This window comes from Paenibacillus sp. FSL K6-0108 (assembly GCF_045040695.1).
Taxonomy (GTDB): Bacteria; Bacillota; Bacilli; order Paenibacillales; family Paenibacillaceae; genus Paenibacillus; species Paenibacillus pabuli_B.
This window is the reverse complement of the sequence record NZ_CP150288.1, coordinates 6,541,434-6,567,547: the sequence shown is the minus strand read 5'-3', so window position 1 is coordinate 6,567,547 and position 26,114 is coordinate 6,541,434. Positions and strand designations below refer to the sequence as shown.

Annotated in this window: 23 protein-coding genes; 18 read left to right on the top strand and 5 right to left on the bottom strand. The window is 46.9% G+C overall.

Going from position 1 to position 26,114, the window contains the following annotated elements; genetic code table 11:
- Positions 1-966 (bottom strand): ABC transporter permease, encoded by a 966-nt coding sequence (locus tag MHB49_RS29895; protein ID WP_405154020.1) that lies wholly within the window; start codon positions 964-966, stop codon positions 1-3.
- A 259-nt stretch (positions 967-1,225) separates the two neighbouring features.
- On the opposite strand from MHB49_RS29895, the gene MHB49_RS29890 reads away from it, so the two are divergent.
- From MHB49_RS29890 to MHB49_RS29860, 7 genes are all read left to right on the top strand, one after another.
- Positions 1,226-2,986 carry a sensor histidine kinase gene (locus MHB49_RS29890; RefSeq protein ID WP_405154019.1) on the top strand — a complete coding sequence of 587 codons (1,761 nt, stop codon included), beginning with the start codon at positions 1,226-1,228 and terminating at the stop codon, positions 2,984-2,986.
- Positions 2,961-4,553 carry a response regulator gene (locus MHB49_RS29885; RefSeq protein WP_405154018.1) on the top strand — a complete coding sequence of 531 codons (1,593 nt, stop codon included), beginning with the start codon at positions 2,961-2,963 and terminating at the stop codon, positions 4,551-4,553. The genes MHB49_RS29890 and MHB49_RS29885 overlap by 26 nt, the downstream gene beginning before the upstream one ends.
- Positions 4,554-4,652: 99 nt before the next feature.
- A complete protein-coding gene (locus tag MHB49_RS29880; protein WP_247899473.1) occupies positions 4,653-6,305 on the top strand; it encodes an extracellular solute-binding protein in 1,653 nt (550 codons plus the stop codon).
- A gap of 352 nt (positions 6,306-6,657) precedes the next feature.
- The gene (locus tag MHB49_RS29875; protein WP_405154017.1) at positions 6,658-6,828 is read left to right on the top strand and encodes a hypothetical protein; all 171 of its coding nucleotides are present in this window, start codon (positions 6,658-6,660) and stop codon (positions 6,826-6,828) included.
- Positions 6,795-8,345, top strand: a complete 1,551-nt coding sequence (locus MHB49_RS29870; protein WP_405154016.1) for a DUF6138 family protein — start codon at positions 6,795-6,797, stop codon at positions 8,343-8,345. Before MHB49_RS29875 ends, MHB49_RS29870 begins: the two co-directional genes overlap by 34 nt.
- A gap of 69 nt (positions 8,346-8,414) precedes the next feature.
- Positions 8,415-9,461 (top strand): hypothetical protein, encoded by a 1,047-nt coding sequence (locus MHB49_RS29865; protein ID WP_405154015.1) that lies wholly within the window; start codon positions 8,415-8,417, stop codon positions 9,459-9,461.
- A 121-nt stretch (positions 9,462-9,582) separates the two neighbouring features.
- A complete protein-coding gene (locus MHB49_RS29860; RefSeq protein ID WP_405154014.1) occupies positions 9,583-11,553 on the top strand; it encodes a hypothetical protein in 1,971 nt (656 codons plus the stop codon).
- 146 nt (positions 11,554-11,699) lie between these two features.
- Here the strand turns inward: MHB49_RS29860 and MHB49_RS29855 are convergent, their stop codons facing one another.
- The 4 genes from MHB49_RS29855 to MHB49_RS29840 form a co-directional block, all read right to left on the bottom strand.
- Positions 11,700-12,656, bottom strand: a complete 957-nt coding sequence (locus tag MHB49_RS29855) for an IS30 family transposase (protein ID WP_405152478.1) — start codon at positions 12,654-12,656, stop codon at positions 11,700-11,702.
- 227 nt (positions 12,657-12,883) lie between these two features.
- A complete protein-coding gene (locus MHB49_RS29850; protein WP_405154013.1) occupies positions 12,884-13,576 on the bottom strand; it encodes a hypothetical protein in 693 nt (230 codons plus the stop codon).
- A 51-nt stretch (positions 13,577-13,627) separates the two neighbouring features.
- Entirely contained in the window at positions 13,628-13,990 is a 363-nt protein-coding gene (locus tag MHB49_RS29845; RefSeq protein WP_405154012.1) for a stalk domain-containing protein, read from the bottom strand.
- 422 nt (positions 13,991-14,412) lie between these two features.
- Positions 14,413-14,619 (bottom strand): hypothetical protein, encoded by a 207-nt coding sequence (locus MHB49_RS29840; protein WP_405154011.1) that lies wholly within the window; start codon positions 14,617-14,619, stop codon positions 14,413-14,415.
- A 334-nt stretch (positions 14,620-14,953) separates the two neighbouring features.
- Between MHB49_RS29840 and MHB49_RS29835 the strand changes: the two genes are divergently transcribed.
- From MHB49_RS29835 to MHB49_RS29785, 11 genes are all read left to right on the top strand, one after another.
- Entirely contained in the window at positions 14,954-16,594 is a 1,641-nt protein-coding gene (locus MHB49_RS29835; protein WP_405154010.1) for a copper amine oxidase N-terminal domain-containing protein, read from the top strand.
- Between the two features lie 303 nt (positions 16,595-16,897).
- Positions 16,898-17,350 carry a disulfide oxidoreductase gene (locus tag MHB49_RS29830; RefSeq protein ID WP_405154009.1) on the top strand — a complete coding sequence of 151 codons (453 nt, stop codon included), beginning with the start codon at positions 16,898-16,900 and terminating at the stop codon, positions 17,348-17,350.
- 17 nt (positions 17,351-17,367) lie between these two features.
- Positions 17,368-17,811 (top strand): FixH family protein, encoded by a 444-nt coding sequence (locus MHB49_RS29825; protein WP_405154008.1) that lies wholly within the window; start codon positions 17,368-17,370, stop codon positions 17,809-17,811.
- 90 nt (positions 17,812-17,901) lie between these two features.
- The gene (locus MHB49_RS29820; protein WP_247899466.1) at positions 17,902-18,882 is read left to right on the top strand and encodes a LacI family DNA-binding transcriptional regulator; all 981 of its coding nucleotides are present in this window, start codon (positions 17,902-17,904) and stop codon (positions 18,880-18,882) included.
- 173 nt (positions 18,883-19,055) lie between these two features.
- Complete coding sequence (locus tag MHB49_RS29815) at positions 19,056-20,375, top strand: ABC transporter substrate-binding protein (protein WP_247899465.1); 1,320 nt, start codon at positions 19,056-19,058, stop codon at positions 20,373-20,375.
- 78 nt (positions 20,376-20,453) lie between these two features.
- The gene (locus MHB49_RS29810; protein WP_405154007.1) at positions 20,454-20,576 is read left to right on the top strand and encodes a hypothetical protein; all 123 of its coding nucleotides are present in this window, start codon (positions 20,454-20,456) and stop codon (positions 20,574-20,576) included.
- 2 nt (positions 20,577-20,578) lie between these two features.
- Entirely contained in the window at positions 20,579-21,463 is an 885-nt protein-coding gene (locus MHB49_RS29805; protein ID WP_247899464.1) for a carbohydrate ABC transporter permease, read from the top strand.
- Positions 21,463-22,290, top strand: a complete 828-nt coding sequence (locus MHB49_RS29800; RefSeq protein ID WP_247899463.1) for a carbohydrate ABC transporter permease — start codon at positions 21,463-21,465, stop codon at positions 22,288-22,290. The genes MHB49_RS29805 and MHB49_RS29800 overlap by 1 nt, the downstream gene beginning before the upstream one ends.
- Before the next feature lie 45 nt (positions 22,291-22,335).
- Positions 22,336-23,955: a glycoside hydrolase family 32 protein gene (locus MHB49_RS29795; protein WP_405154006.1), complete on the top strand. Its 1,620-nt coding sequence runs from the start codon at positions 22,336-22,338 to the stop codon at positions 23,953-23,955.
- Positions 23,956-24,173: 218 nt separating this feature from the next.
- Positions 24,174-25,655 carry an alpha/beta hydrolase family protein gene (locus MHB49_RS29790; RefSeq protein ID WP_405154005.1) on the top strand — a complete coding sequence of 494 codons (1,482 nt, stop codon included), beginning with the start codon at positions 24,174-24,176 and terminating at the stop codon, positions 25,653-25,655.
- Positions 25,656-25,679: 24 nt separating this feature from the next.
- Positions 25,680-26,087, top strand: coding sequence for a MerR family transcriptional regulator (locus MHB49_RS29785; protein ID WP_405154004.1), 408 nt, complete (start codon positions 25,680-25,682; stop codon positions 26,085-26,087).
- Positions 26,088-26,114 lie beyond the last annotated feature (27 nt).

Below are 26,114 nucleotides of genomic sequence, written 5' to 3'. Positions count from 1 at the left end.
TTAGAAAATGCGGTAATTGGCGATTTTGTAAGCCATCCGGTAGGCAGTAATAACGAGGAACATGGCGACAAAGGATTTAAACAAACCAACCGCAGTCGCAAAGCTCATTTTGCCATTCAAAATACCCATCCGGTAAACAAACGTGTCAATAATATCGCCTTTATCATATACAAGTGGATTGTACAGGTTGAAAATCTGGTCAAATCCGGCATTAAGAATATTCCCCAGTGACAGCGTTCCCACCACAATAATCATCGGCACGAGTGCAGGCAGCGTAATGTGTAGGGTCTGCTTAAGTCGTGTTGCCCCGTCAACTTCGGAAGCTTCGTACAGAGCAGGGTTAATGCCCGCAAGGGCTGCAAGAAAGACAATGGTACCAAATCCGAACTCCTTCCATACATCACTGATAACCACGGTTACACGGAACCAGTCACCATCGCCCAGAAAGAAAATCGGTTCAATGCCAACGGCCGCCAGAACCTGGTTAATCAGTCCGCCTTCGGGGGAAAGCATGTCCAGCAGGATGCCGCCCAGCACAACCCAAGACAAGAAATGGGGCAGGTATACCAGCGTCTGCGAGAACCTTTTGAACGTGGAATTCCGTACTTCATTCAGCAAAATAGCAAATACAACCGGGGCCACGAGTCCGGCCACAATTTTCATGGCGGCAATCAGTACGGTGTTCCAGATGACCTGAACACTGTCCGGATATTCGAACATGAATCGGAAGTTATCCCATCCTACCCATTTGGAGCCAGTGAATCCCAGCCATGGTTTGAAATCCTGAAACGCAATAATAATGCCGCCCATAGGCACATAGGCGAACAGCAATGTGAGCAGTACCGAAGGCAGCAGCATCAGGTGCAGCGGCCAAGTGCGTTTGAAATTCCAGCGGGTACGTTTGCGTGGATGGTGTGTTGCCTGCCGCACCGGCGTATTGGTCGTTAGTGGTTGTTCCATAGCCATCAGGTCCCTCCTTTATATCGTCCAGCCTCTGCATCATGAGGCCAGTCAGCCTCTGCAAATAGTGGAGCAACTGAATTATAGCAATGGAAACGGGCTGGCTATAGAACAACATTTCAAGGCGGATGTTGATTTATTAACTTGTTAAAAACGGATACCGAATAGTGACTCATTTGAAATTCAGTATAGATATGTAAGGGGTTTCAATATAAAATAGGACTTCCATATGGTTCTTTACTTTAATCCGGGACAGGGTGAATCAATGAAATTTACAGTATTCTCAAAAACAGTTATGCTTCTGGTCTGCTTGCTGGTACCCATCTTGCTGCTCTATACCTACGCGAATCAGGCGAACGTGAACATGATCGTGGAGGAGAAGCAGCAGTCCAGCCTGAATCAATTTAACTATTTTAGCTCCCAGGTGGATAAAAATATTGAACAGCTCTCGCTCTACGGTCTTACTTTACTGCGTGATCCAAGCATTTTGCATTATCGCTACATGACAGATTCGACCAGCCAATATGAGAAAAACAGCATCTATCTCGACATTCTCGACAAATTGTCGCTGTATCAGTCCACCAGCCGCTGGAAGAACGATATTACCATTGTGCTCCCTCAGGCGGAGTTGGTTTTATCCACCAAGGCGAGTCGAACCGTTTACAATGAGAACATGTTGAAGTTCCCCCAGCCTGGACAGTGGCAATTGGATCGGGAAAGTTTCACTTATTTCTTCACGGATAACTATGAATGGAGTGCCAAACCGGTGGCTACGGGTGTTCGAACCGTGATGGAGATTAATTTTGATCCGATGAACATTGTAGCCATGCTGGACGACTTCAAGGAGGCCCAGGGGGGAGATCCTTTTCTTTTTGTACCAGGCAATGAACCGTTGTTAAACCGCAGTGCGGATCCTGAACTGATACAGGCCATTATGAAGGATATGCCTTTAAACGGATTGGGCAGCGAGGGTAACCATAAGCTGGAGGTGGGGGGCAAGCAGTACTTGGTCAGTTATGTGCTCTCGAAACAGCTGAATGGCATCTATGTTAACCCGGTTGTACTGGATGATTTGCTTACGCCGATGGACAAGAGCCGAAATATGTTCATTACTTCCATTTTGCTGCTGCTCGTGCTCAGTATTGGTGCTGCTCTGTTGTTATACCGAAAGGTACAGGTGCCGATACAACGTCTGATGAGAGGGCTGCAGCAGATTCGCAAAGGACAGCTGTCTACACGAATTCCGGTTGATCACTCCCGTGATGAATTTGCGTACCTGACGCAGAGCTTCAATCATATGGCCGAGCAGATTCAGGAGCTGATCGAAAAGGTATACGAGGAACGTATCCGTTCACGGGAAGCAACGTTGAAGCATCTGCAGTCACAGATCAATCCTCATTTCCTGTACAATTGCCTGTTTTATATTAAAAATATGACGCAGCTCGGCAACCGCGAAGCGGTTATTGCCATGTCGCTCAGTCTGGGAGATTACTACCGCTACATCACACGTGACGAGAATGATATGACGACCGTGGAAGAAGAGATCCGGCTGCTGGACAATTATTTGTCCATTCAACAGATGCGCACCAACCGTTTGTCGTATGAGATTGCCGTACCGCAGGAGTTAATGCAGCAGCACATCCCAAGGCTGCTGATCCAGCCTATCGTGGAGAATGCAGTCATTCACGGCATTGAACCGATGGAGGGCAGCGGTCACATCGTGGTTACAGGCATGGCAGCACAAGAGCAAATGGATGGCAGGCAATACACCCGATACAGTCTGTTTGTTGATAACGACGGTGTTACCTTGACCCCGGAAGAGATTGCGGGTCTTGAACGGGAAATCAATGAGCCCATGGGCGAAGAGATTGGTACAGGTACCTGGAATGTACACCAGCGGCTTGTCACGCGATATGGTCATTCTTCGGGGCTTCATTTTGGAGCTATCCCTTATGGGGGTCTCAGTGTAGAAATACGATGGTTTGAGGAGGAATATCCTAATGATGAATCTAATGGTCGTGGATGATGAACATTCAGCGGTGGAATCGATTGCAGCTTCCATACCGTGGAGGGAACATGGGATTGGACACGTATATAAGGCGTACTCGGTGAAAGAGGCATTACAGCAGATGGCGGCACATCAGGTGCATATTATCATCACCGATATTCGTATGCCGGGCTTGTCCGGTCTGGATCTGGTGAGCCATATTCGGCAAAAGTGGGAGCGGACCAAATGTATCATTTTATCCGGACACGCATCGTTTGATTATGCGAAGCAGGCTCTCCGTCACGGAACAGTAAGTTATCTGCTGAAGCCTGTGCGGGATGAGGAATTGATTGAAGCTGTGCAGCAGGCATCCGTCCAGATTCGGCTGGAGGGGGAGAAACAATTGATGCATCAGCGTGCCATGTATTCGGTGAGGGAGCATTTGCCGGAAAAGCGGGCGGGATTGATGAAGGATGTGCTGCTTGGACATAAATTTGCAGAAAATGAACTTGTGGAAAAGCTGGAGCAATTGGAGATTGGCTTTCGTCCCCAGGATAAAATGCAGCTGCTGCTCATCCGCTATGATGACCCACAGCCAACACACAAGGCATTCCGTCTGATGAAATACGCCATCTCCAACGTGGTGGAAGAGATCTTTGGCAGCAGTTATCATCTCTGCCATACGGATGATGCTTATGATGATCTCGTTTTCATGGCAAGCCCGAAGCAGACACAATCTGAACCGGAACTGCTGATGGGGCGGCTTGGAGAACGGCTGCTTCACAGTGTGAAGCAGTATTTAAACGCAACGATTTCACTGTCCGTCAGCCGGATAGGCCGTTTTCCAGAGCAGGTTCCACAATTGTATCATCAGGCTGTAAGTGCCTTGCGCAAGCAGGCGGAAGCGGGTAAAGGTCTGCATCTCAATGCGGCTGCCGGCTCCCATGGAGCAACATTGAAATCACTTGCGGCGCTCTATGAGCCACCCGGACTGACCGCACTGCTGGAAGCAGGACGGATGGAGGACGCGAGTCGCAAGATTGATTCGATTTTCGCCGAGTTATCGGATAGTGTGTTCCCGGAGCATGTGTATGTTGCTTTCCACTATCTCGCAGCAGCCTTCTCGTACATGGCTCATCGGGAAGGCAGACAGTTGTCCGATGTCCTCGGTGAGCAGTATCAGCAGCTATTGAAGGACGGTTACGGCGTGTCTCTTCGGAGTCTCGAAGCATGGACCCGGAGCGTGATGGAACAATGGGCTCAAAGCACAACCGACACGGGTCAGGAAAGTGGATCAAACATGATCCGGCAGGTTCAGCAATGGATTGACAACCATCTGGGCGAGGATCTTTCCTTGCAGGTTATTGCCGGGGAGGTACATCTGCACCCGGTGTATTTGTCCAAAATGTATAAACAATCGACCGGTGAAGGCATCAGTGATTACATTATCCGTTCCCGAATGGAACGTGCGGTTCACCTGCTGAAGCACACGGCTATGAAGATTTATGAAGTCGGCCAGGAAGTGGGATATAACAATACCCCTTATTTCATTCAAGTCTTCCGCAAACATTATGGCCTGACCCCGCAGGATTTTCGGAACGGTTAACAAATCAATATGAACATTGAAATTGTGATATATGTTTGCTTCCCCGGCTGCACTATCCTTTTCATGTAAGGGCATTCAAAGTGAATGAGGAGGGGTTTCATGTATAGAAAAATGATGACTGCATTGCTTGCACTGACGATGGTTGCCGTAACGGCATGCAGTTCGGGGGCAAAAGAAGAACCGTCCAAGGAAGCGGCTGCGCCACTTGCACTGCAAGACGGTAAGTATGAACCTGCGGTTCAGATGAGCTATTTAAGAGCCTGGAATGATGATACAAAGTTTAAGAACGGAGAGACAGCACAGAACAACGTGCACACCAAATGGGCGAAGGAACGGCTGGGCATCGACCTGACCACACCTTGGGCTGTGTCCGTGACCAATGATGCGTTCTACACGAAGCTGCGCCTCTCCCTGTCGGCGAACGAAGAGCTGCCGGATATCGTCTCCATCCGTGGTGACTATAATCTGGTTCGTGAGTTGATTGAGTCGGGTAAATTCGCCGATGCAGGCGAGCTGTTCGACAAGTATGCTTCAGATACATGGAAAGGTGCTGCAGAATCTGCACCGGAAGAGTGGTTCCCGTACATGTATGAAGGCAAACGCTATGGCATTCCGATCTTCGACTATGCCTACAATGGTGACCCAGTTATGTTTATCCGTGAAGACTGGCTGAAGAAGCTGGGACTGGAAGAACCCAAAACGATCGATGAGCTGGTAACGGTGATGGATGCATTCACGAATAAGGACCCGGATGGAAACGGTAAAAAGGATACGTACGGTCTGACGGTCGGCATGAAAAATGCTCTGAATACCTGGATGACCGAATCCGGCTGGATCTTCGGGATGTATAACACGATGCCGGGACAGTGGAATCTGAATGCAGAAGGGACACTGGAATACGGCTCGGTTCAACCGGGTGTGAAAGAAGGACTTGCAACGATGAAAGACTGGTTATCCAAAGGCTATCTGCCGAAGGAAGCCGGCGTATATGACGAGATCAAGGCAGCCGAACTGTTCACAGCAGGCAAAGCCGGAATCATTGTGGGACCACACTGGATGCCGAACTGGCCGATCGATGATGTGAAGAAAAATGTGGACGGTGCTACCTACAAAGCAATCGCTCTGCCAACCGGACCAACTGGTGAAAGCCATCACCACGGTTCAGGTGCCAGCAACGGGGTTGTGTTGATCAATAAAGATATGGCGAACCCGGAAATTTTCTTCACGTATCAGAACTATTTGTTCGATAACTTTGCCAACCCGGAAGTGGGTAGCGAATTCGAACACGGCTTTGCCCAAGGCTATGACTTTGATATTGTAGACGGCAAAGTGCTTGGTGAAGCTGAAGTGAAAGACGGCGTATCCCCGCTGAAATATACACTTACTTATGATGGTGCCCGTATTCCGAATCTGATGATGGATACACTGGCTGAGCTTGCTTCGGGCAAGGAGCCTGAAACACCATTTGAGAAGAATACAAGCATTGCAAACAAACCGGAAGTGTTCGCTGCGGCTCAAGTCGTGGTAGCTCATAAGGATGATGCAATCAAGAATAAATTCACGGGTGCACCTACGGATACGATGAAAATGAAAAAAGACGCACTCGACAAGCTGGAGAAAGATACGTTCAGCAAAATCATTTACGGTCAGGTTGGCATCGATGAATTTGACGCGTTCGTGACCAAGTGGAAATCCATGGGCGGCGATCAAATCACAACGGAAGTTAATGAATGGTTCAAAACAGTTAATTAAATCTGTGAATGATTCAACAGATGAATCATACTAAAGTAATAATAAGCATCGTATAATTTTCGTGAAAACACCGGATTTGGGCGGGGAATCGCCTGGAATCCGGTGTTTTTGTGTTTTTGTGCGAGAACTACAGACACAGGAAGAAAGAGGATGGTTCTTTTTACAGCGAACAACCGTGCGCAAGACTTATTGTTCCACAGATGCCTGAGGGAGTAAAATAATAGGTGGACTGCGAACGTAGATACGTATTTTATATAGATGGTTTGTGAAACGTGGAGCCTTTGGTTGATATATGTTTATGGACATTAGCAGACAGCAGCAGACATCAGATAAATGGGAAGGCGGTTGAAGCATGAGTACACTCTATGATCAGGCAATGGAAGAGATGATTGCGGTCATTCATGAATGGTTTGATGAACAGATGAAGCGGGATGACCTGGAACAGGCAGTGAAGCGAACCACGCTGCAAATGGGATCTTTAATGATATTTTGCTGGATTACAGACCTGGACGGACCACGGTAGACAGTGTGGATCTTGGATTGGATGAAGGATTGAAATCAAAGAATGCAGGTCCGTTTACGGAAGAAGAGGTGCGGAATGAGATCCAGCCCAAGCTTGTAGAAGTGATTCAAGAGAAATTGGACAAGCTGGCAGATACGCCGCTGATCGACTATCGATTTACCTTTCGCGGGAAATTCCCGACGACAGAAGGAAAGCTGCAAGTGACCATGCTCGAATATATCAACGAAGGGAAAAAGCAGCAGTTGCTTGAGCGCATTCATACATACGTAGACCAAAAGCTGCTGAAAGGTTCGTATCCAACAAAACCGTTGGAATCCTTTTTTCTGACGCGTCATCTGCTTGACCCAAAATTGTTTCCTGAACTGAACGTAGCTTGGACTATAGCGCAATACGACCGCATACAGGAGTTAAACAAAGGACGTCAGGAAGCCCTGGCGGAGCATCGTGGTGATATTATCCGTGCGATAACGTCATGGGCGGAGCATTATTTTTTGCCACGATACTTTGATGTGCAGTCCTCTGCGTACAGCGCCAATGTGTATACACTTAAGCCGGGTGTTTCTTTGGAGAAGGGTCAGCCTCAAAGTGAGCATGGGGAGCATGTGGCACAGCCTATCGATCTTCTGCTGTATGCTGCCGTAATGATTCTTCGTTATGAGCCTAGTTACAGTAAAGCACAAGGCCTTACTTTCTTGGAACTGGCCAAACAATTGGGCAGCAGCCGTGCGGTTCGCATGATGACTGAAGGTAGCGGAACCTATGCCAAGGAAGATATTCATGTGAAAAATGAGCAGGTGGAGTTCACCGCGAACGATGTGTTCTCGATCATTACCATCATTATTCGCAAGGAAGAAGCAGCTGCCTATGAACAGGCCCTTGCTTTTATTATCCGTTTATTGAAGCAGGGATTCCCAAAAAGCTACAAGATCAAGCTCAAATCCAGCCTGAAGCAGTATTTGCCTGTGAAGGGCCTTGCGAAGTCGGATACGCACCGTTTTTTTGCAAACGCGCTGGAGTACCCAGAGCTGCATCCGCTGCTTGAAGAATATGCACGTGCAGCGATTGAAGAGTTCGAATTTTATGCGGATACAGAGGGTGAAAAGAATTGTATGCCAGGCAGTTACGCAGCATTCGGACTTGGACTGGCAGATGAGCGGTATTTCCCATTGGTTGAATATTACATGGGTAAAGTGGATGATGAGCACCAGTCGGTACAGGACAAATTCACCGCTGCCTTGGCTGAGAAGCATGGTGTAACGTCCAGTTCCATACCTGTGCTGGTAGCTTGTTTGCGTCGTTCTACGGATAACCTGAAGCTGAAAATTCAGCCAGAGCTGGAGGATGAGGCGAAGCTTGAACTTCTGGTCCAATCGTTGCAAGGACTGAAATCCTATGAAGTGGAGCATGTGCTTTATCCGATCTGGGGCAAGGTAGAGAAGCTTGCAACAATGGCACGCAAGGCTGAGGGAAGACGGAAAGAATTGCTGTTAGAGCTGTTAAAGGCGGCTGGGAAATAAGGATATGCCCGTGAGGTATTTTCAAGGTTAATGTGAAGTATAAGGCAAAAGTGAAAGGTGGGGGAGTGCGTGGAAGCACTGAATCGGGATGCATGGGTAGGGCTGTCTGCTCAGCAAAAAGAGGAACTATTGCGTGGGATGGTCATTCATTTTCCCGCAGGTATGCAGTATAAAGGATTGGAGACATTTGAACGATTCGGTCAGCGAATGGAGACAGGTGTGTTTTCATATGAGGAGCAGAGATTTGTGTTTGTGCCTGGTGACTGGGTGACGCTTGGCTGGGATCGTTGGCAGGATGGAATGGACAAAGAAACGTCAGCCGATTTACTGGAGACGGTCAGTGAGTATGGCGTGGAAGACGTGGATTCTTTTTTGAGCAGCCAGATGTCTCCGGTTAGAGAAGTGTACATTGCTCCCATGCTGGTGGAATGCACCAACCGTTCACTTGGCTGGATTGAAGTGACGGAAGCTGAAGCGATAGCGCAGGAAAATGCCTATTTTGCAGAAGAGTTGGAGAAATTCAAGCTGTCTGATCTGAACCAATATGAACTGCATCAGGAATTCCGTCTGGTTCGTCAAGGGGAGGCAGTACAGATATTTTGGTTCAATGAAGATTTGACGCTGGAGTACTTAATTGAAAAAGAGATTGAAGCCGGCTTTGGATTGCTGACTGAAGATGAGTGGGAGTACTTATATGGAGGGGGCTGCCGAACATTATTTCCATGGGGGGACAGCTTTGACTACACGATGAAACTGAAGCATTTTGGAAGCCTCAAAGGCGTGGAGGGAATCGTGGATGTAGAGGCAGTGCCGGACCTTTCACTATTTGAAGAGGACGGCCGCCCATATGATCTGGAACTGCCCAACTTTTTTGGTGTCCAGTTTGCAGGAGATCCCTACAACTATGAGCTTACGCTTGATGCGTCTGGAAACATGATGCCCAAAGGTGGCGACGGTGGCGCGATGATCTGTGGCGGCTTGGGACCGCTGGTCGGTTTCCTGCCTGCTGCGGCCGTGTACTATCGTGACGGTAATGCAGGCGAGTTGGACTGGGAGGATATGATCGATTATATGAACTATCGGAGAGTGATTCGTTTAAACGATTTGGAGGTGTAAACGTTATTAAAAAATAGATCTTCGGCTGCGAACTGGAAGTAAATGTAATGAATATTTAGGTAGGAAGTTCTATACTTAACAGGTCACATAAAATATATATTACATAGAGAAGGAGTTAAGTATGTCCAGAATATCTATTTGTTTAGTTACTGTGTTGGCTTGCATTATGCTTTTTTCCTTACCCGGACTAACCGTTGCAGCTTCTAACCCTGGAACCGATAAGCAAAGCACGCAATCCGCAACCACTTCTTTAAAGGAACGGGTAAGGCATAGCATTAATTTTGCGATCAGGGAACATGAGGTTGTTGTAGAAACCATTCGAACGAGTTTTGATACAGGTGAAAGAAAGGTGAATGAATATCACTTTACCGAGAATGCAGTTCTCCCCCAAATGTATACTGGCTCAACGATGACTTCAGGACATTCTGATACGATTGTTTCCGATACACCACTAGGCTTAAAGGGATACATAACTTACTACGCTACTGATAACAATCAATATTATTACGTCTTATATGAGTATGATTACAATAGCAACTCTCTTCGCAAGGTACATGAGGGTGAAAATAGAATTTACCTGGAGCCACAATTAGGGATGTTTTATACGCTTTATGTAAAAGAAGAACATAAACCAATATATTATTCCATGACTACAGGCAAAAAGGTATATACTGGCGGACAAATTTTGCTTGAGAAGGATTTTACCGATACGAATTATGCCATCTCACCACTCCCGCAAACCCGCAACGTCGGTGTATACTGCACTAATAAGTACCAATGTAACTATATTGAATATGGCGGTGCCAAAGGAAAGACAGCCAAGGTGAATGAGCTTTGGATGAAGCCTGACATAAAGACAGGGCTGTCTACCAAAGCTTTTCAGGCAAGTACAGATGTTAATCTGAATATTTCACAAGCCAACACCAGAGACCGAAAATCCGATTGGACTGTTGTTGCGACCAAGAATGGAAAGAAAACAACGCTTTTGAAAGATCGTATTGGCTATGTTCATACGTCTGTTTCACCAGAAAGAAAAACGCTGATTCTGGTTACTGAGAATGGACTGGATAGCAAGATGGAATCGTCCACGGTTCATTTATATGACTTAAAGACCCTCAAACTGATTCGAACTTATGATTCTCCCTATCGTGCTCGTACACAGGGTGTTCAGTGGATAACAGAGGATGAATACATTATTGAGCAATATTTTTCAGCTCCAGGTTCATTTCCTCCCTCTCTGTATATCATTTCAGAGAATAAACATCTGAAACTGCAATATGATACATATCGGGAATGGAAGGGCTACTGGGATTCATTTCAATTTTCTGACATATTCTTTCCGTTGCAGCCAGTAGGAATCAAGTCGGGAGAAGGAGTGTTGAATTACAAGGGACAGCCTTCCTTTTATCTGGAGGGGCAACATTATGTTCCTTTAGAGGAATTTGCCAAGGCTTTTCATATTCAATATGTATTGGGTAAGGACCAAATCACATTCAGTCGTGGACAGCGTTCATCCAGTGTGGCTCGATCCTCAAGCAAATTGCTGACACTCTATAACCAAACCTTTATTCCTTTGGGACAATGGAACAAGGATTTGGGGCTCAAAGTGTCTGAAACGAAGGCTTACTGGAGTAACAAAGAATTACTAATTAGTGATGATGAGCGTAATACGAGTACAGCCATGACACCAGAAAGCCTTGCTTTTCATGCAAGTGCCCGTCGAATTGAAAAAGTAGGAGATATGTACAAGTTGGATCAAATCAATACAAAGCCATTGGAATCATTTGAACCGGATCGTATTAACGGTGTGGTTTTGAATTTTGACCGAAGTTTGACGTTATCAACTTCTACTCTCCATTACATGGATCTAACTAGAGAGTTGCTGTTTACCAATCAGGACTATACCCAGGTGCTTGGAACTCTATCCTTAACGGACATGGCAGAAGCGAGGTGGGGAATCAGTACGGCAAAGATTCCAGAGCAAGCGTTACAAGATGGTATTCTGACCATGATTATACCAACCAAGGAAGATGAATCAACATTGGTCTACACTTTGAAACTTCCAGACCCTTTTGACAAAAATAATTTCTAATCCTAGATGCTCGGAGGTACAGCTTAAATTTTATATTGCTGTGCTTCTGGGCATTTATTGGTTCAATATAATGAAATTTGTATTTGTTGTCTGAGCATCTTGAGAAGGGGGTACCGTAACAGATGATTTTTACATAAGACGGATTGTCAAGCTAAGTGCGACAGTTCCTCTGAAAAGGATTCGTGAGCGGTTCTCCAGCCCAAGCATTTTCGTGGTCTGTGGTTGATCAAGCGTAGAGCGGTCTCCAAGGATTCATCCGTAATTTGTGCAAAATCCGTCCCCTTGGGGAAAAACTCTCGCAAGAGGCCATTGGCATTTTCATTCGAGCCCCGTTGCCAGGAAGAATACGGATCTGCGAAATACACCTGTAGGCCATGAACTTTTTCCAGACTGGCATAACAAGCGAATTCCTTGCCACGATCGGCAGTAGCGGTTTGAAATGCACTAGGAGGATACTGCGAGGCTGCTACGCCAAAAGCAATTTCCATGGACAAAGCGGTACGGTCAGGCATGGGAATGGCGATGTACAGTCGAGTCTTGCGTTCGATGAATGTAGCTACGCAGCCCTTGCTTTTCCCACGGCCTGAGACGACCGTATCGAGTTCCCAATGACCGAAGGTTTTCCGGGAACGAACCTCTTTCGGACGCTGAGAGATGCTCTTACCCACAGCAAACTTGCCGCGCGTCTCTGCAGGCTTCTGCCGTTTCCCTTTGTGACGTAGGACGGCAAGCCCCCCTTTCACCAAACGGCCTGTATACAGCCAGCGATAGATGGTTTTAAAGCAGACTATAGGGTATCCCTCTTGACGGAGCCGTTCTACGATCTGTTCAGGAGACCACGTGGCATGCAGTTTTTCTTCTATAAGGACCGACTGCTGCGGTGTCCACTTCCCTGCGGAAACGGAGGACTTACGCCTTTGGACATAGCTCTCCTGAGATCGCTCGGCACAATAGGGCATTTGCATTTCGTTTCGACGAAGTTCACGGCAAATGGTGGCATGATGCCTGCCCAATTCATTGGCAATGGCTCGGGCACTTTTCCCTTGCTGGTGGAGGATTTCTAGCTTGCTGCGCTCGATTATGCTAAGATGTGTGTAGCTCATGGTGGATTCTCCTTGTGTGAATGTGTGTTGTGGTGACTTCATTCTACACGAATCCGGCCATGGGCCATTTTTTATTTATTTCCAGTAGGTGTCGCACTTCATATTACAATCCGTCATAAGAAAAAAACACATCGAAGTCTCTCATGTTTATAGAGAGCCTCAATGTGTTTTTGATATATATATTTATGTTTATGTTTATGGTAGTTGATTTGCTCATAATTGAGCTTTTATTTCACTTTTTGCACAGATACCGCCATTTGCTCCAGCTGTGTGTGAGTCAATGCGTTTTTTGGCGAGCTGAGCGTCACATAGCGATCATCCAGTTTGAACGTCAACATGTCGGTTTGATCCGGTGTATACCACTTGGCGGTAACGCCGTTAGGCAGTTTAACATTTTTGCCATCATAGCTGAAGGAATAGTCTTTAGGTGACACAGTGACATTCATGTGATTGAAGACAAAGTTCACACCATCACCGCCAGCAGCCACACTTTTGAATGTATCCCCGGCAATCATGTGTTGTGGTGCGTAAGCAGTCTCGATTCCTTGGAATTTCGCAAATGCTTTGCGGATAGCAGATGACTGTTCTTGGGTATATTTCACATCAGCGAAGCCCGTAACGCCCTGATCGTTGCCTTGAACCTTTTGTACAGATACAGCGACTTGCTGCAACTGGGCCTGAGACAGCTTATGGTCCGGTGAGCTTATTGTGACATAACGATCATCCAGTTTGAACGTAAGCATACCCGTTTGATCCGGTGTGTACCATTTGGCTGTGACACCATTGGACAGTTTAACGTCTTTACCATTGTAACCGTCCGAATAATCTCTTGGAGACACATCCACTTTCATATGGTTAAATGTAAAGCTTACTCCATCGCCGCCAGCACCTACACTTTTAAAAGTATCACCTGCAATCATCTGTTGAGGAGCGTATGCTGTCTCGAAGCCATCGAACTGTGCAAACGCTTTTTAAATGGCTTCTTTTTGCGCTGCGCTATACGTTACATTACTCAATGTGGAAGGATTGCTTGTAGCTTCTCCGATGATGACCTGTCCTTTTTTACCGTCATACGATACAGGTACATGCAGTGCATCAGCGATGGCACGTACAGGCAGATAAGTTGAATTGTTGTAAGTGATTGGAGCCAGTTTGTTGCCATTGCCATCCGTTGGTGAGTACGCCGCACCGTCTACATTGAAGCTGATCCCATGGTTGAGGTATGCCGAGATTTTCTCCAGCTGAGTGCCTGCGAACACGCCCGTTGCTCCTGTTAATGTCATGCCCAGTACCATCATCGTTGCTGCGGATTTCTTTAGGTTTTTTTTCATCATATCTCTCTCCTTTAAATTGTGTTATTTGTTATTTAAAATGGCTTGCTGTTCTTATGGCTTTATATTACCCGCTGAACATATCCAGAATAATTCCGAATTATCTCCAACTTGTAAACATGTGTAAGGATTTTGGCATTTGGAATTTGTTATTTAAAGAGGAGAGCATTCACATTATAGATGTTGAAGAAGCAAGGAGAGAAAAATGGGAGAGATTGCAGCTGACTTTAAGCAGGGATATATAAAGGAAGGTAAGTATTTCAGCAGGAAAAGTCTTTATGAACAGGTGCGTATGTGGGGGATACGTGGACTCTTGGCCATCATAAGAGAGAGGGGAATGGTTCGACAAACCATTCCATATGTACAACGAAACCTTGAACTACTGGAAAAGTCCAGACATGTACTTTGCTGAGAGTAGGGGCCATTCAGTTCACTAAATACAGGACGAAACCGCCTATGCCGAGAACGATGGCACCAACGTATACATAGGTAAGTTTGCTCAGATTTTGCCTGGTCCTGCGATCATACTCGGGGTTGCTGGTCTGATTTGCTTTTGAATTCCCGATGATCATGGTAGCAATTCCACCGAACAGAGCGATGCCAATAATTAAAATATAGGGCAGCCATGACATAAGTTGCTTTGACCTCCTTTATTTAAATCAATCGTTCTATTCATTGTACTTCAAGTTTACCTTTGATGTAAGCTTTTATTGATAAATAAAGGAAAATAAAGTCCTTCATTTACAATGTGTATGAGGTGCTGAATGGAGCAAAACACTATAATTTTAAAATTTTAAATTCGAAATAAACCTTGTTGTGGCGCGTATTTGCTGCTTTCCTGGACGGAGGCTGCAATTTTTTTTGCCCAGAGAGGTGATCCAGATTGAAGGACCCTGCGTTACACCCTATGAAGACGACGACGAGGAAACAAAGGATAAACAAAACTAACCGAGGAGTGAACACGTAATGAAAATGAAAATGAAAATGAAGAAATTTATCGCACCGATGTTGAGCTTGACGTTATTGATGCCGGGAATTGTCGGGGCTGCTGCAGCACCGCAGACAACGATGACTACTATGAAGGCAAGTGTCAGTACACCTGCTGCTGACCTGAGAGCGAGCCTGGATCACCTGTTATCCGAACACTTTGCACTCGCAGTAACCGCAATGGCGAAGGCATATGACGGAGCAAAAGATGCAGACGCAGCTTACAAAGCACTCGACCAAAATGCACTGGATATGCAGCCGGTCATCGCCTTCCTTTACGGTGAAGCAGGAGCCAAAGAATTCGAACGGATCTTCCGCGCTCATAACAAATATACAGATGATCTTGTGAAAGCAACAAAAATGGGTAACCAGGCTGGAATCAAACAGGCACAGAATAATATCAACGGTTTCGTAGAAGAATTCGCCACATTCCTGAGCACAGCAACGGAAGGCAAATTGCCAAAAGCAGCAGCCAAAAATGCTTTAAAAGTACATGAAGATCTCGTGCAAAATGTATTTGATGAATATGTCGCTGGTGACTATTCAGATGCATACAAAGCTTACCGTGAAGGTTTCAAAGAAATGTTCGACGTGAGTAAAGCACTTTCTACTGCAATCACAACACAAATGCCTGAGAAATTCGGAAACAGCAAAGCCGATACACCAGCAGCTGATCTGAGATCTGCACTGAACCACTTGGCTTCCGAACACTTTGCCCTGTCGGCTCTGCAAATGCAAGAGCAATATGATGGCCGCACAGCAGCATCCAATGCACTGGTTACGGCTGAAGCTGGAAACACAGCGGATTTCAAAGCAGCCATCGCTTCTATATACGGTAATGATGGTGCCAACGCGTTTGAGAAAATTTGGGTAACCAACCACGTGAATGCACAAAGCGACTATGTAACAGCGGTTAAAAACAATGATGCAACAGCTCGTGCAGCTGTCGAGAAACGTATTGATGGATTCACAACGGAGTTCGCGTCATTCCTGGATTCCGCTACAGCGGGTAACCTGCCAAAAGCTGCCGGACAACAAGCATTGACGACACATGAGAAGCAAGTACAACAAGTATTGGATCAATACGTTGCGGCTAACTACGAAGGTTCGTACGATACAAACCGTGAAGGATTCAAAGTCATGTTCGGTGTAGGTCAGGCCCTTGGTAATGCAATTGTGACCCAATTCAACGACAAATTCCAAGAGCAACCAACAACACCGACAATGCCTAAAACCAATACAACGACTGTATGGATGCAGCTGAACAGCAAAATGCTGAAAATCAATGACAAAACAACCAACATGGACACAACACCAATGCTCTGGAAAAACACAACCTACATTCCACTGCGCTTCCTGAGCGAAGGGATTGGTGCAACCGTGAAATGGGATAAAAAAGCACAGCAAGTAACTGTCATGGCTGGTAATGATACGCTGAAATTCTGGGTGAATAACAACGTTATGGAAGTGAACGGAGTGAAGAAAAACGTTGGTGCTACTGTATTTGTAAACAAAGATGGACGTACTCAAGTGCCACTGCGTTTCATCGCTGAGCTCCTTGGCTGGGATGTAAAATGGACCCAAAAAGATGGTTCCATCACACTGACTAAATCCATGTAATTACTATTTATAAAAGAAGAACGAAAAAAGCTGCCCCAACGGCAGTTTTTTTTGTCCTTTCAGCTGCTCCACCTCACCTTACTTGGTGAATCCTCAATCCAATCTGCATAACTTGGACGCAAAAAGGCCACATCAAAATATTCAAATATTTGGTATAATCAAGGGAGCCAGCAACCTCACTGCAGCATGTTATTTATTAGGATGCGGTGGGGACTGTACATAATTGTAAACACTAGCCCGTTGGAGTCATGTATGTTGTATTATTATTCGGTATGATCAAACAAGAAAAGGGGGTTCAAGCGGATGGACACAGCTTCAAAGCCTGAGCGACGGGCAAAACATATTGATACCCGTCTGTTTATTGCCTGGGCCGTATCAGTCATTGCGACTGGAGGCAGCCTTTATTTCAGTGAGATCAAGGGATACATCCCCTGTGATCTGTGCTGGTTCCAACGGATCTTCATGTATCCGTTAACGATTTTACTTGGCATTGCCTACTTCAAGGATGATGTGGGCATCACCAAATATGTTCTTCCGCTTAGTTTCATTGGGGGCGGAATCTCGTTATATCATGTAACGATTCAGCGTATCTTCTCGGCTACGGGAAATGCTGTGGCGTGCGGTAAAGTTCCGTGTTATACCGATTACTTGAACTGGTTTGGTTTTATCACCATTCCGTTACTTGCACTGATCGCATTTATCATCATTATTGTTATGCTGTGGGGAATTGGCAAAACACCAAAATCTTCTTCATAAGAAAGGACAGATGATTGATGAGCGGACAAGTCCGTTGGTTCATGCCCTTCATCATTCTGACCCTCCTGATTACGGGATGCTCCTATGAGGAGCAGTCCCAGTCTGGTGAGATGCCAGAGATGATCAAAGTACAGCTTGTGGTCCCTGACAAGGCTTCTCTCCATAAACCCGTGACCTTGCAGGTGAAGCTCACTCAGGGTGATGTCCCGGTAAGCAATGCGGATCAGGTTCAATTCCAGATCTGGGATGAGCTTGAGGATGCCCCAGCAGTGTCGCCTGAATTAGGAATGATGACAGAGGACAAGCTGGAGGAACAAGGTGCTTTGAAGGCAAACGAGGTTGAGAATGGTCTGTATGAGGTGCAGTATACTTTTGAGCAGTCAGGTACGTATGTGGTGCAGGCCCATGTGACACATGGGGCCATGCACAGTATGCCCAGAGCGAAGATCCAGGCGGAATAAAGGGAAGACGGGCGTGGGGATTGGTTCCGGGCTGGAAATACGTATATAATTATTAAAGATATGAAGAATGTTGTAGGAAAAGAGGTTGTTATGGCAACAATTCATGATGTTGCACTCAAAGCAGGCGTTTCCGTAACTACCGTCTCGCGTGTATTAAACAATCGGGGTTACATCAGTCAGAAGACCCGGGATAAAGTGTATCAGACCATGAACGAACTGAATTATCGTCCCAATGAAATTGCCCGTTCTCTGCTGCGTAAGCAGTCCAACGTCATCGGCTTGATTATTCCTGATGTGTCACATCCGTTTTTTGGTGAACTGGCGAATTATATTGAGTATCATGCATACCGGAACGGGTTAAAAATGATGCTGTGCAACTCACACATGGACCCTTCCAAAGAGCGAGAGTATGTGGAAATGCTCAAGGGTAACCGGGTCGACGGAATTATTATGGGAAGCCATACGCTCGAAGTGGATGAGTACATGAATCTGCATTCTCCCATTGTTACATTGGACCGGCAGATTGGTACCGACATCCCGTTCATCTCATCTGATAATTATCAGGGCGGGGTTATGGCAGCCGAATTACTGCTCTCCAAGGGCAGACGACACGTTGCGCATATCTGCGGCAATCTAGGGCTGCAAATGCTGTCCAATCGCAGAACGACAGGTTTCACGGACACACTGAAGGCACATGGAATTCAGCCGGTTATGATCCATGAAACCGACCTTAATGTGTTCAGTCAGCATCAGTACACCGAATTGGTCGGAAAATTGCTTGCTGAGCATCCCGAAGTGGATGGACTGTTCGTAACCAGTGATCTGATGGCCATTCATGCCTTGAAGCAGATCGTGCTTCAGGGTCGCAAAGTTCCCGAGGATATTGCAATTGTTGGTTATGACGACATCCAGGCGGCGGGTTATGCGATGCCAGGCATTACAACCATAAGGCAGCCAATGGAGGCTATGGCTGAGCTTGCAGTCGAATTGATCCGAAGCCAGATCGCTGAGGAAGAGATCGGGATGGAGCATATTTTACCAGTCACTCTGGTAGAGAGGGAGACGACCTGAGCAAGGTCGTTTTTTGCATGCTTTTATTCGTCTATTCGTCTATACATTGTAAAAATCGATAGGGAAGGAAATTTGTTTATTTTTATGTCAAACGATTGACATGTCAAACCTTTGACATTATAATCTGTTTTGTAAGCGTTTCCTTTTATAATAATGAACGGGGGCCATGACAGATGAAAAGAGAGCAGAAATGGATGAAATTATCGGTATTATCTTTAATTATGGTTGTGATGTTATCTGCATGTGGCAGTGCGAAGACAGAAACAGGCTCGGGATCATCCTCATCGGACGGTGATGTCAAAATCACGCTTCTGAATTCCAAAGCGGAGATTAACAGTCAGTTGGAACAGGCAGCCAAGGATTTTCAGTCCGAGAATCCCGGTATTACGCTGGAGATTGTGCCTGTAGGCAACGGTCAATCCCCATTTGAGAAAGCCTCGGCCCTGTATGCATCCGGTAACCCGACAACGATGATGATGCTGGATACAGGGGATGTTGAGAAATTCAAGGATCGCGTTCTGGACCTCACTTCAGAGAAGTGGATGAAGGACGCCGTCGAGAACAGCACATCGGCTACCACATTTGATGGCAAAAACTATGCATTTCCTTTCTCCATTGAGGGATACGGTTTCATCTACAATCAGCAAGTGCTGGATCAGGCTGTAGGTGGCACATTTGATCCTCAATCCGTACAGACCACTGCTCAGCTTGAGCAGCTGTTCCAAAAGATTGCAGCCACTGGAAAGTCACCTTTGATCGTCTCTCCGATGGATTGGTCGCTCGGTGCCCACTACCTTGGGCTTGCGTACGGTGGACAGTCCCCGGATCGCGCCAAGGTTGATCAATTCATTAGTGATCTCAAGGCTGGCAAGGTGGATTTGGCTTCCAACACCGTCTTCAATGGCCTGATGGATACGTTTGACCTGATGAAAACCTATAACATCGACAAAGCTTCCCCGTTATCCGGGACGTATGAGCGTGGACCCGAAGTGCTGGGCAAAGGGGAGGTTGGCATCTGGTTCCAGGGGAACTGGGCGTGGCCACAAATTCACAGCTTTGATACAGCGGATGGAAAATACGGCTTCCTGCCGGTTCCTGTGAGCAACAATCCGGACGATTTTGGCAACACGCAAATTTCGGCAGCCGTATCCAAACGCATTCTGATCGACAAGGAAAAGAGCACACCTGCGCAGCAGGAAGCTGCCAAGAAATTTCTGGACTGGATTGTCTATGAAGCCAAAGGTCAGGATTTCCTGGTGAATCAGGCGACCATTATTCCGGCATTCAGCAATATCACTCTTGAACCGGCTGATCCGCTCGGCAAGTCGATTGGCGATTACATTAAGGCAGGTAAAATCGAGGAATCCATGAGCACACTTCCAGCCGACCATTGGTCCAAACTGGGTGCTTCCATGCAGAAATATTTGGCTGATGTTATTGATCGGGGCGGACTTGCCAAGGAAATTCAAGACTATTGGACCAAGGTAAAATAAATTCAACGTCAACATAAACCAGAGTCGCTCAGGGCACAGGCGAGGAACATTCCATACCTGCTGCCCTCCGGGCTTCTGGTGTTGCACACAGAGAATGGATGGTATGCCGGGGACAAGAGGTGGGGCGATGAGGAGTTTCGAACTGCCATTCCGATCTCAGGCCAACCGGCAGTCAATACGTTTGGACAGAGTGGAGGATGACAATGCTGACCGAAAAAGGATTATGGACCCGTCTGCGTACCCGACTGATTTTTACCGGACCGACGCTGTTTGCGTTCGCTACCGTCATGATTATTCCGTTTTTGTACGGCATCTATTTGACGTTTACGAACTGGGATGGTATTGCTGTGAAGCAAAGTCTTGTGGGTTGGGACAACTATGTCGGCGTGTTCAAGGACACCGTGTTCTGGACATCATTCGGGATGACGCTTGAATACGTATTTATTACGGTTGTACTAACCAATGCGGTTGCATTCCTGCTTGCCTACGCGGTAACACGGGGCATGAAGGCGCAGGGCTGGTTCCGGGCGGGCTTCTTTCTGCCTAATCTCGTCGGTGGAATTGTGCTCGGCTTTATATGGCAGTTTATTTTTAATCAGGTGCTGGTATTTGCCGGACAGAAAATGAACATCCCGTTGTTCGCAGCCTCTTGGCTGTCAGACCCCGACAAAGCTTTCTGGGCCCTGATCGTCGTTACCGTATGGCAATATGCCGGGTATATGATGGTCATTTATATTGCAGGGCTGATGAATGTGCCCAAGGATGTGATGGAAGCGGCCAGTATTGACGGGGCAAGCAACCGCAAGATGCTCGTACGGATTGTATTGCCGCTGATGGTGCCGTCATTTATCGTGTGCGTGTTCCTGTCACTCCAGCGGGGCTTTATGGTCTATGATCTCAACGTCTCCCTAACCAGCGGCGGACCGTTCAAAAGCACGGAAATGGTGTCCATGCATGTATATGAACAGGCCTTTCTGGCTCGTGATTACGGGCTTGGCCAAGCAGAGGCGTTTGTCCTGTTTATCCTGGTGGCCACCATTACACTGCTCCAGGTGTACTTCAGCAAAAAACTGGAGGTGGAGGCATAATGGCTGGACAATCTCGAATCTTTGGATGGGCTAAGCTGCTTTCATTAATAGTAGCGCTGGTGTTGTTCATTTTTCCGTTTTTGCTGCTTATCACGAATTCGTTCAAGGCCAATCAAGCCATCACATCGGACCCCCTGGGTCTTCCAGCGTCCTTTCAATGGGATAACTACGTTAGCGCCTTTGATAAAATGGGATATATCTCGGCATTCGGAAATTCGTTGCTGATTACAGTGGCAGGTGTACTGCTGATCGCCCTGCTCGCAGCGATGACGGCTCATTATTTTGTACGGCATAACAGCAAGCTGAACCAATATCTTTTTTTTCTGATGGTAGCGGCCATGATTATTCCTTTTCAAGCCATTATGATCCCATTGGTGAAAATATACGGTTCACTCGGTCTGCTGGATAACAAATGGTCGCTCATCTACATGTACATCGGCTTTGGCAGTCCACTGGCTGTATTCATCTATCATGGTTTTATCAAGAGCATCCCGCTGGAACTGGAAGAAGCAGCATTAATGGACGGGTGCGGCAGAGTGCAGACCTTCTTTCGCATCGTATTGCCAGTGCTGCTGCCAACAAGCGTGACGATAGCCGTGCTAAACGTCTTGTGGATCTGGAATGATTTCTTGCTTCCTTCCCTGGTATTGACTTCTTCCGAGCAGCGTACGCTCCCGTTATCCACCTTTTATTTCTATGGGACCTATACAGTCGATTACGGCCCATTGATGGCTGGTCTCGTGCTGACTCTGCTGCCTGTGCTGGTGGTGTATCTGTTCGCGCAAAAGTATATCATTCAGGGTGTGATGCAAGGGTCCATTAAATAATCGGCTTGAAGCCAATTGCTGTAGAGAGACAGGAGTGATAGACATATGAATCAGGAACCGAACGTAAGACAGGGAACAAACATAAACAAACATTCAGACATAAAGCAGGGCCCACAAATTAAAACGGATTTAGACCTTGAACAAAAGTCGAATTACGATCAAGAGTCAGACGGCGCATTGCCAGATACACAGCATCAGACGCAGGAAAGCTATACACTTGCCCGGGCGGATGCTTACATCCAGGAACACCGGAAACAGGTTAATCCGACATACCGAATGGCGTATCATTTGATGCCTGAGGTAGGCTGGATGAACGATCCGAACGGTTTTGTATACTACAACGGAATGTATCACATGTTCTATCAGCATTATCCCTATGCCCCGGTATGGGGGCCCATGCACTGGGGTCATGCCGTCAGTCATGATCTGATCACGTGGTCGTATCTTCCGGTCGCACTCGCACCGGATCAGAGCTACGACAGCGGAGGATGTTTCTCTGGCAGTGCGATCATTCAGGATGGCAAGCTGCTGCTCATGTACACGGGACATGTCGTGACGGGACCGGACAAGGATAATGATTACCGACAGACGCAGAATATTGCTGCATCGGACAATGGAATGGATTTTGTCAAAAGCGCCCTGAACCCGGTTATCCGTCTGGATCAGATTCCGGAACACACGAGTCCGAAGGACTTCCGTGATCCCAAGGTGTTTGAACGCAATGGCGTCTACTATTGTGTACTGGGTTCCAATGATACGGAAGGCGGTGGCTTAATCCTTCTGTATCGTTCGACGGATCTGCAGCAGTGGAGCTATGTGAATATACTCGCTCAAAGTGACGGCACACTCGGGGACAACTGGGAATGTCCGGATTTGTTTTCTCTCGGCGGCCGGGATATTCTGATCATGTCTCCGCAGCGAATGCCGGCCCAGATGGACAACTATCGCAATCTACACTCTACCGTTTACATGATTGGCACACTGGATGAATCGCGGGGCGTATTGGATTATGAGCAATATCATCCGCTGGATTACGGATTTGATTTTTATGCGCCACAGACAACGGATGATGAGCAGGGACGCCGCATTATGGTAGCATGGATGGAGACATGGGAGACGGATATCCCAACCCAACAGGGTCACCACTGGGCAGGGGCGATGACGTTGCCGCGCGAGATTGTTCTGAAGGGGGAGCGATTGTTCTTCCTGCCAGTCCCAGAGCTGGAGCAATATCGTTCGCATGAGGTTGAGCAACATGACATCCGCTTGGACGGCACACGGGACTTGGGGATGGAAGGAGATCGATACGAGCTGTTTGCTGTCTTTGAAGCAGATCGGGCAGACCAATTCGGACTGAAGCTGCGTACAGGAGAAGGGGAAGAGACAGTCATCTCCTACCATGTAGGGCAGCGCAGACTTTGTCTCAATCGGGATCAGGCAGGAGCCGGGCCCGGGGGGGAACGTGCTGCTGAAGTGCAGCTGCATGATGGTAGACTGGAGCTGCGAATTTTTGTGGACGTCTCGTCGATTGAAGTATTTATTCAAGGTGGGGAGAAGGTCATGACAGCTCGTATTTACCCAGGGCCTGGATCCACCGGGATCACAGCGTTTTCCTCAGGAGAATGTACCTTGACTGAAGTTCGCAAGTGGGATTTGAAGGTATAGCCAATTTCCGACCTCTGCAAAAATGCTTGCTTAAATTTATGTTAGAAAGAGAAAGAACTGTTTAACTTGGATGTATTTGATCCAAAACAGTTCTTTTTGATTTGAACGAAATTTGTAAGTTTGTTTGATTTATCGAAATTCAGATCAAAATACCTTGACCTTGAAGTATACTTCAAGGTTTATCCTTGATGTATTAAAACGTGTTGGAGGTAAGATCAATGAGAATTTTGGAATGGATTTTGGTCATCGTAACGATTATTAACGCAGCAGTCATGTTGATTGCCCCCAAACGTCGGGCAGTGAGAATCGGTACGTTATCGGCACTGGCATTAGCTATACTGTTGCATGGGGTAATCGATCATTTTCGAGTGCAATTGCTGCCCACCTATATCGTGGCCCTTGTTTTACTGATTGGATTGGCGATTCAACTGTTGAATTCCAGACGCCGTATGCAGAACACACAAAAAACGAAACGTCGTTCGTGGTTCAAAACCATCTTGGCATCCATTATGGTGCTGGCTCTCAGTGCGGGTTCAATAGTGTTGACGTCTTTTTTTCCTGCGTTCACGATGCCTGAGCCAACAGGTTCATTCGCCATAGGCACCTTTTCGCAGCAGCTAACCGACGAATCCCGCGAAGAGACCAAGACGGCTGAAGCGGGTGATAGGCGGGAACTGATGATTAATGTCTGGTATCCTGTAGACCAGGAAGCGGCCAAAGAATTGCCGCTAGAACATTATCCGGCCGAGTTGGGGGAGGCGATCAGTCTCGTATTTGGAATTCCACCGATGGTGTTCAGTTACCTGGACACGATTCCCACACATGTTGTTCAAGGCGCTGAGGTATCTGCCGCACAGAGCCATTATCCAGTAGTGCTGTTCTCACCTGGAGTACGCTCAGCACGTTTTCAAAGTATGACCGCGATTGAGGAACTTGTAAGCCATGGCTACATTGTCGTTGGAATAGACCATCCATATACCTCTGCCCAAGTGGCATTCCCGGATGGACATGTCGCTTCTTATGCACCAGATCCCGACTATCCAACGTCAGAGGAACTATATCAACATAATATAGAAGGTGTTGGTATTCGTGCAGCTGACGCAAGTTTTGTACTGGATACACTCACCCTGTGGAATAAACATGATCCGAATCAACTGCTCGAAGGCAAGCTTGATCTGAATCATGTCGGTATCTTTGGTCACTCCTACGGTGGTGCGACAACAGCGGAAGCGCTGGCGCAGGATAGCCGTTTCAAAGCAGGACTCAGTTTAGAAGGCGGATTCTGGGGGACTGTATCCACGACAGCCTTGAAACAGCCGTTTATGTATATCATGTCGGGTGGAACCGCCAAAAGCTTGGACCCTGACGCCACGGAGAAGGATAAAGTATTCTATCCCGAGTTTGAACCGGATTTGGACCGGGTGATGACAAGCAGTCTCAACGACACGTATTATCTGACCGTGGATGGCTTCTTCCATCAGAGTTTTACCGATATTTCCTTAATCTCACCCAAGATGTTTGCCAAGGGCATGACGCCAGAGCATAATGTGGACATTACCAGATCGTATACATTGGCATTTTTTGATCGTTACTTGAAGGGGGAATCGGAGCAACCTTTGCTGGAAGGGCCATCAGCCCGTTTCCCTGAGGTCTCCTACGATGCAAAGTACACCAAGCTGCGCAGCAAGCAGACCGAATAATTCGGAGAAGGGTGGAGGAGCAGCATGGAAACCATGACAAGAGGAGAGTTAGCCAAACGTACGGGGGTGAGCATGGCAACGCTTCGGTATTACGAGGACAGCGGCATTCTGCCTGCTCCCCGTCGTTCGTCTAATGGATACCGTGTGTACACCGAGGATTATCTGGTTAAGATCAAATTCATTAAGGGTGCTCAGTCGTTAGGTTATTCTTTAAAGGAAATACAGGCTACATTGCAGCTGCTCAGTCAGGAGGACATGAAGAGTGAAGCACTAAAAACACTCGTACGTGACCGAATTGAAGAGATCCAGCTGCATATCGATAACCTGCAGCAGATGCAAACACTTCTTGCCGGGTTGCTCTTGACGCCAGAGCATGATATTCACAATTATATTCAATCTTTCCGAATCAATAAGGAAGATGGGAATTCGTAAGGTAGCTTCATAAAGGTAACCCTGTAA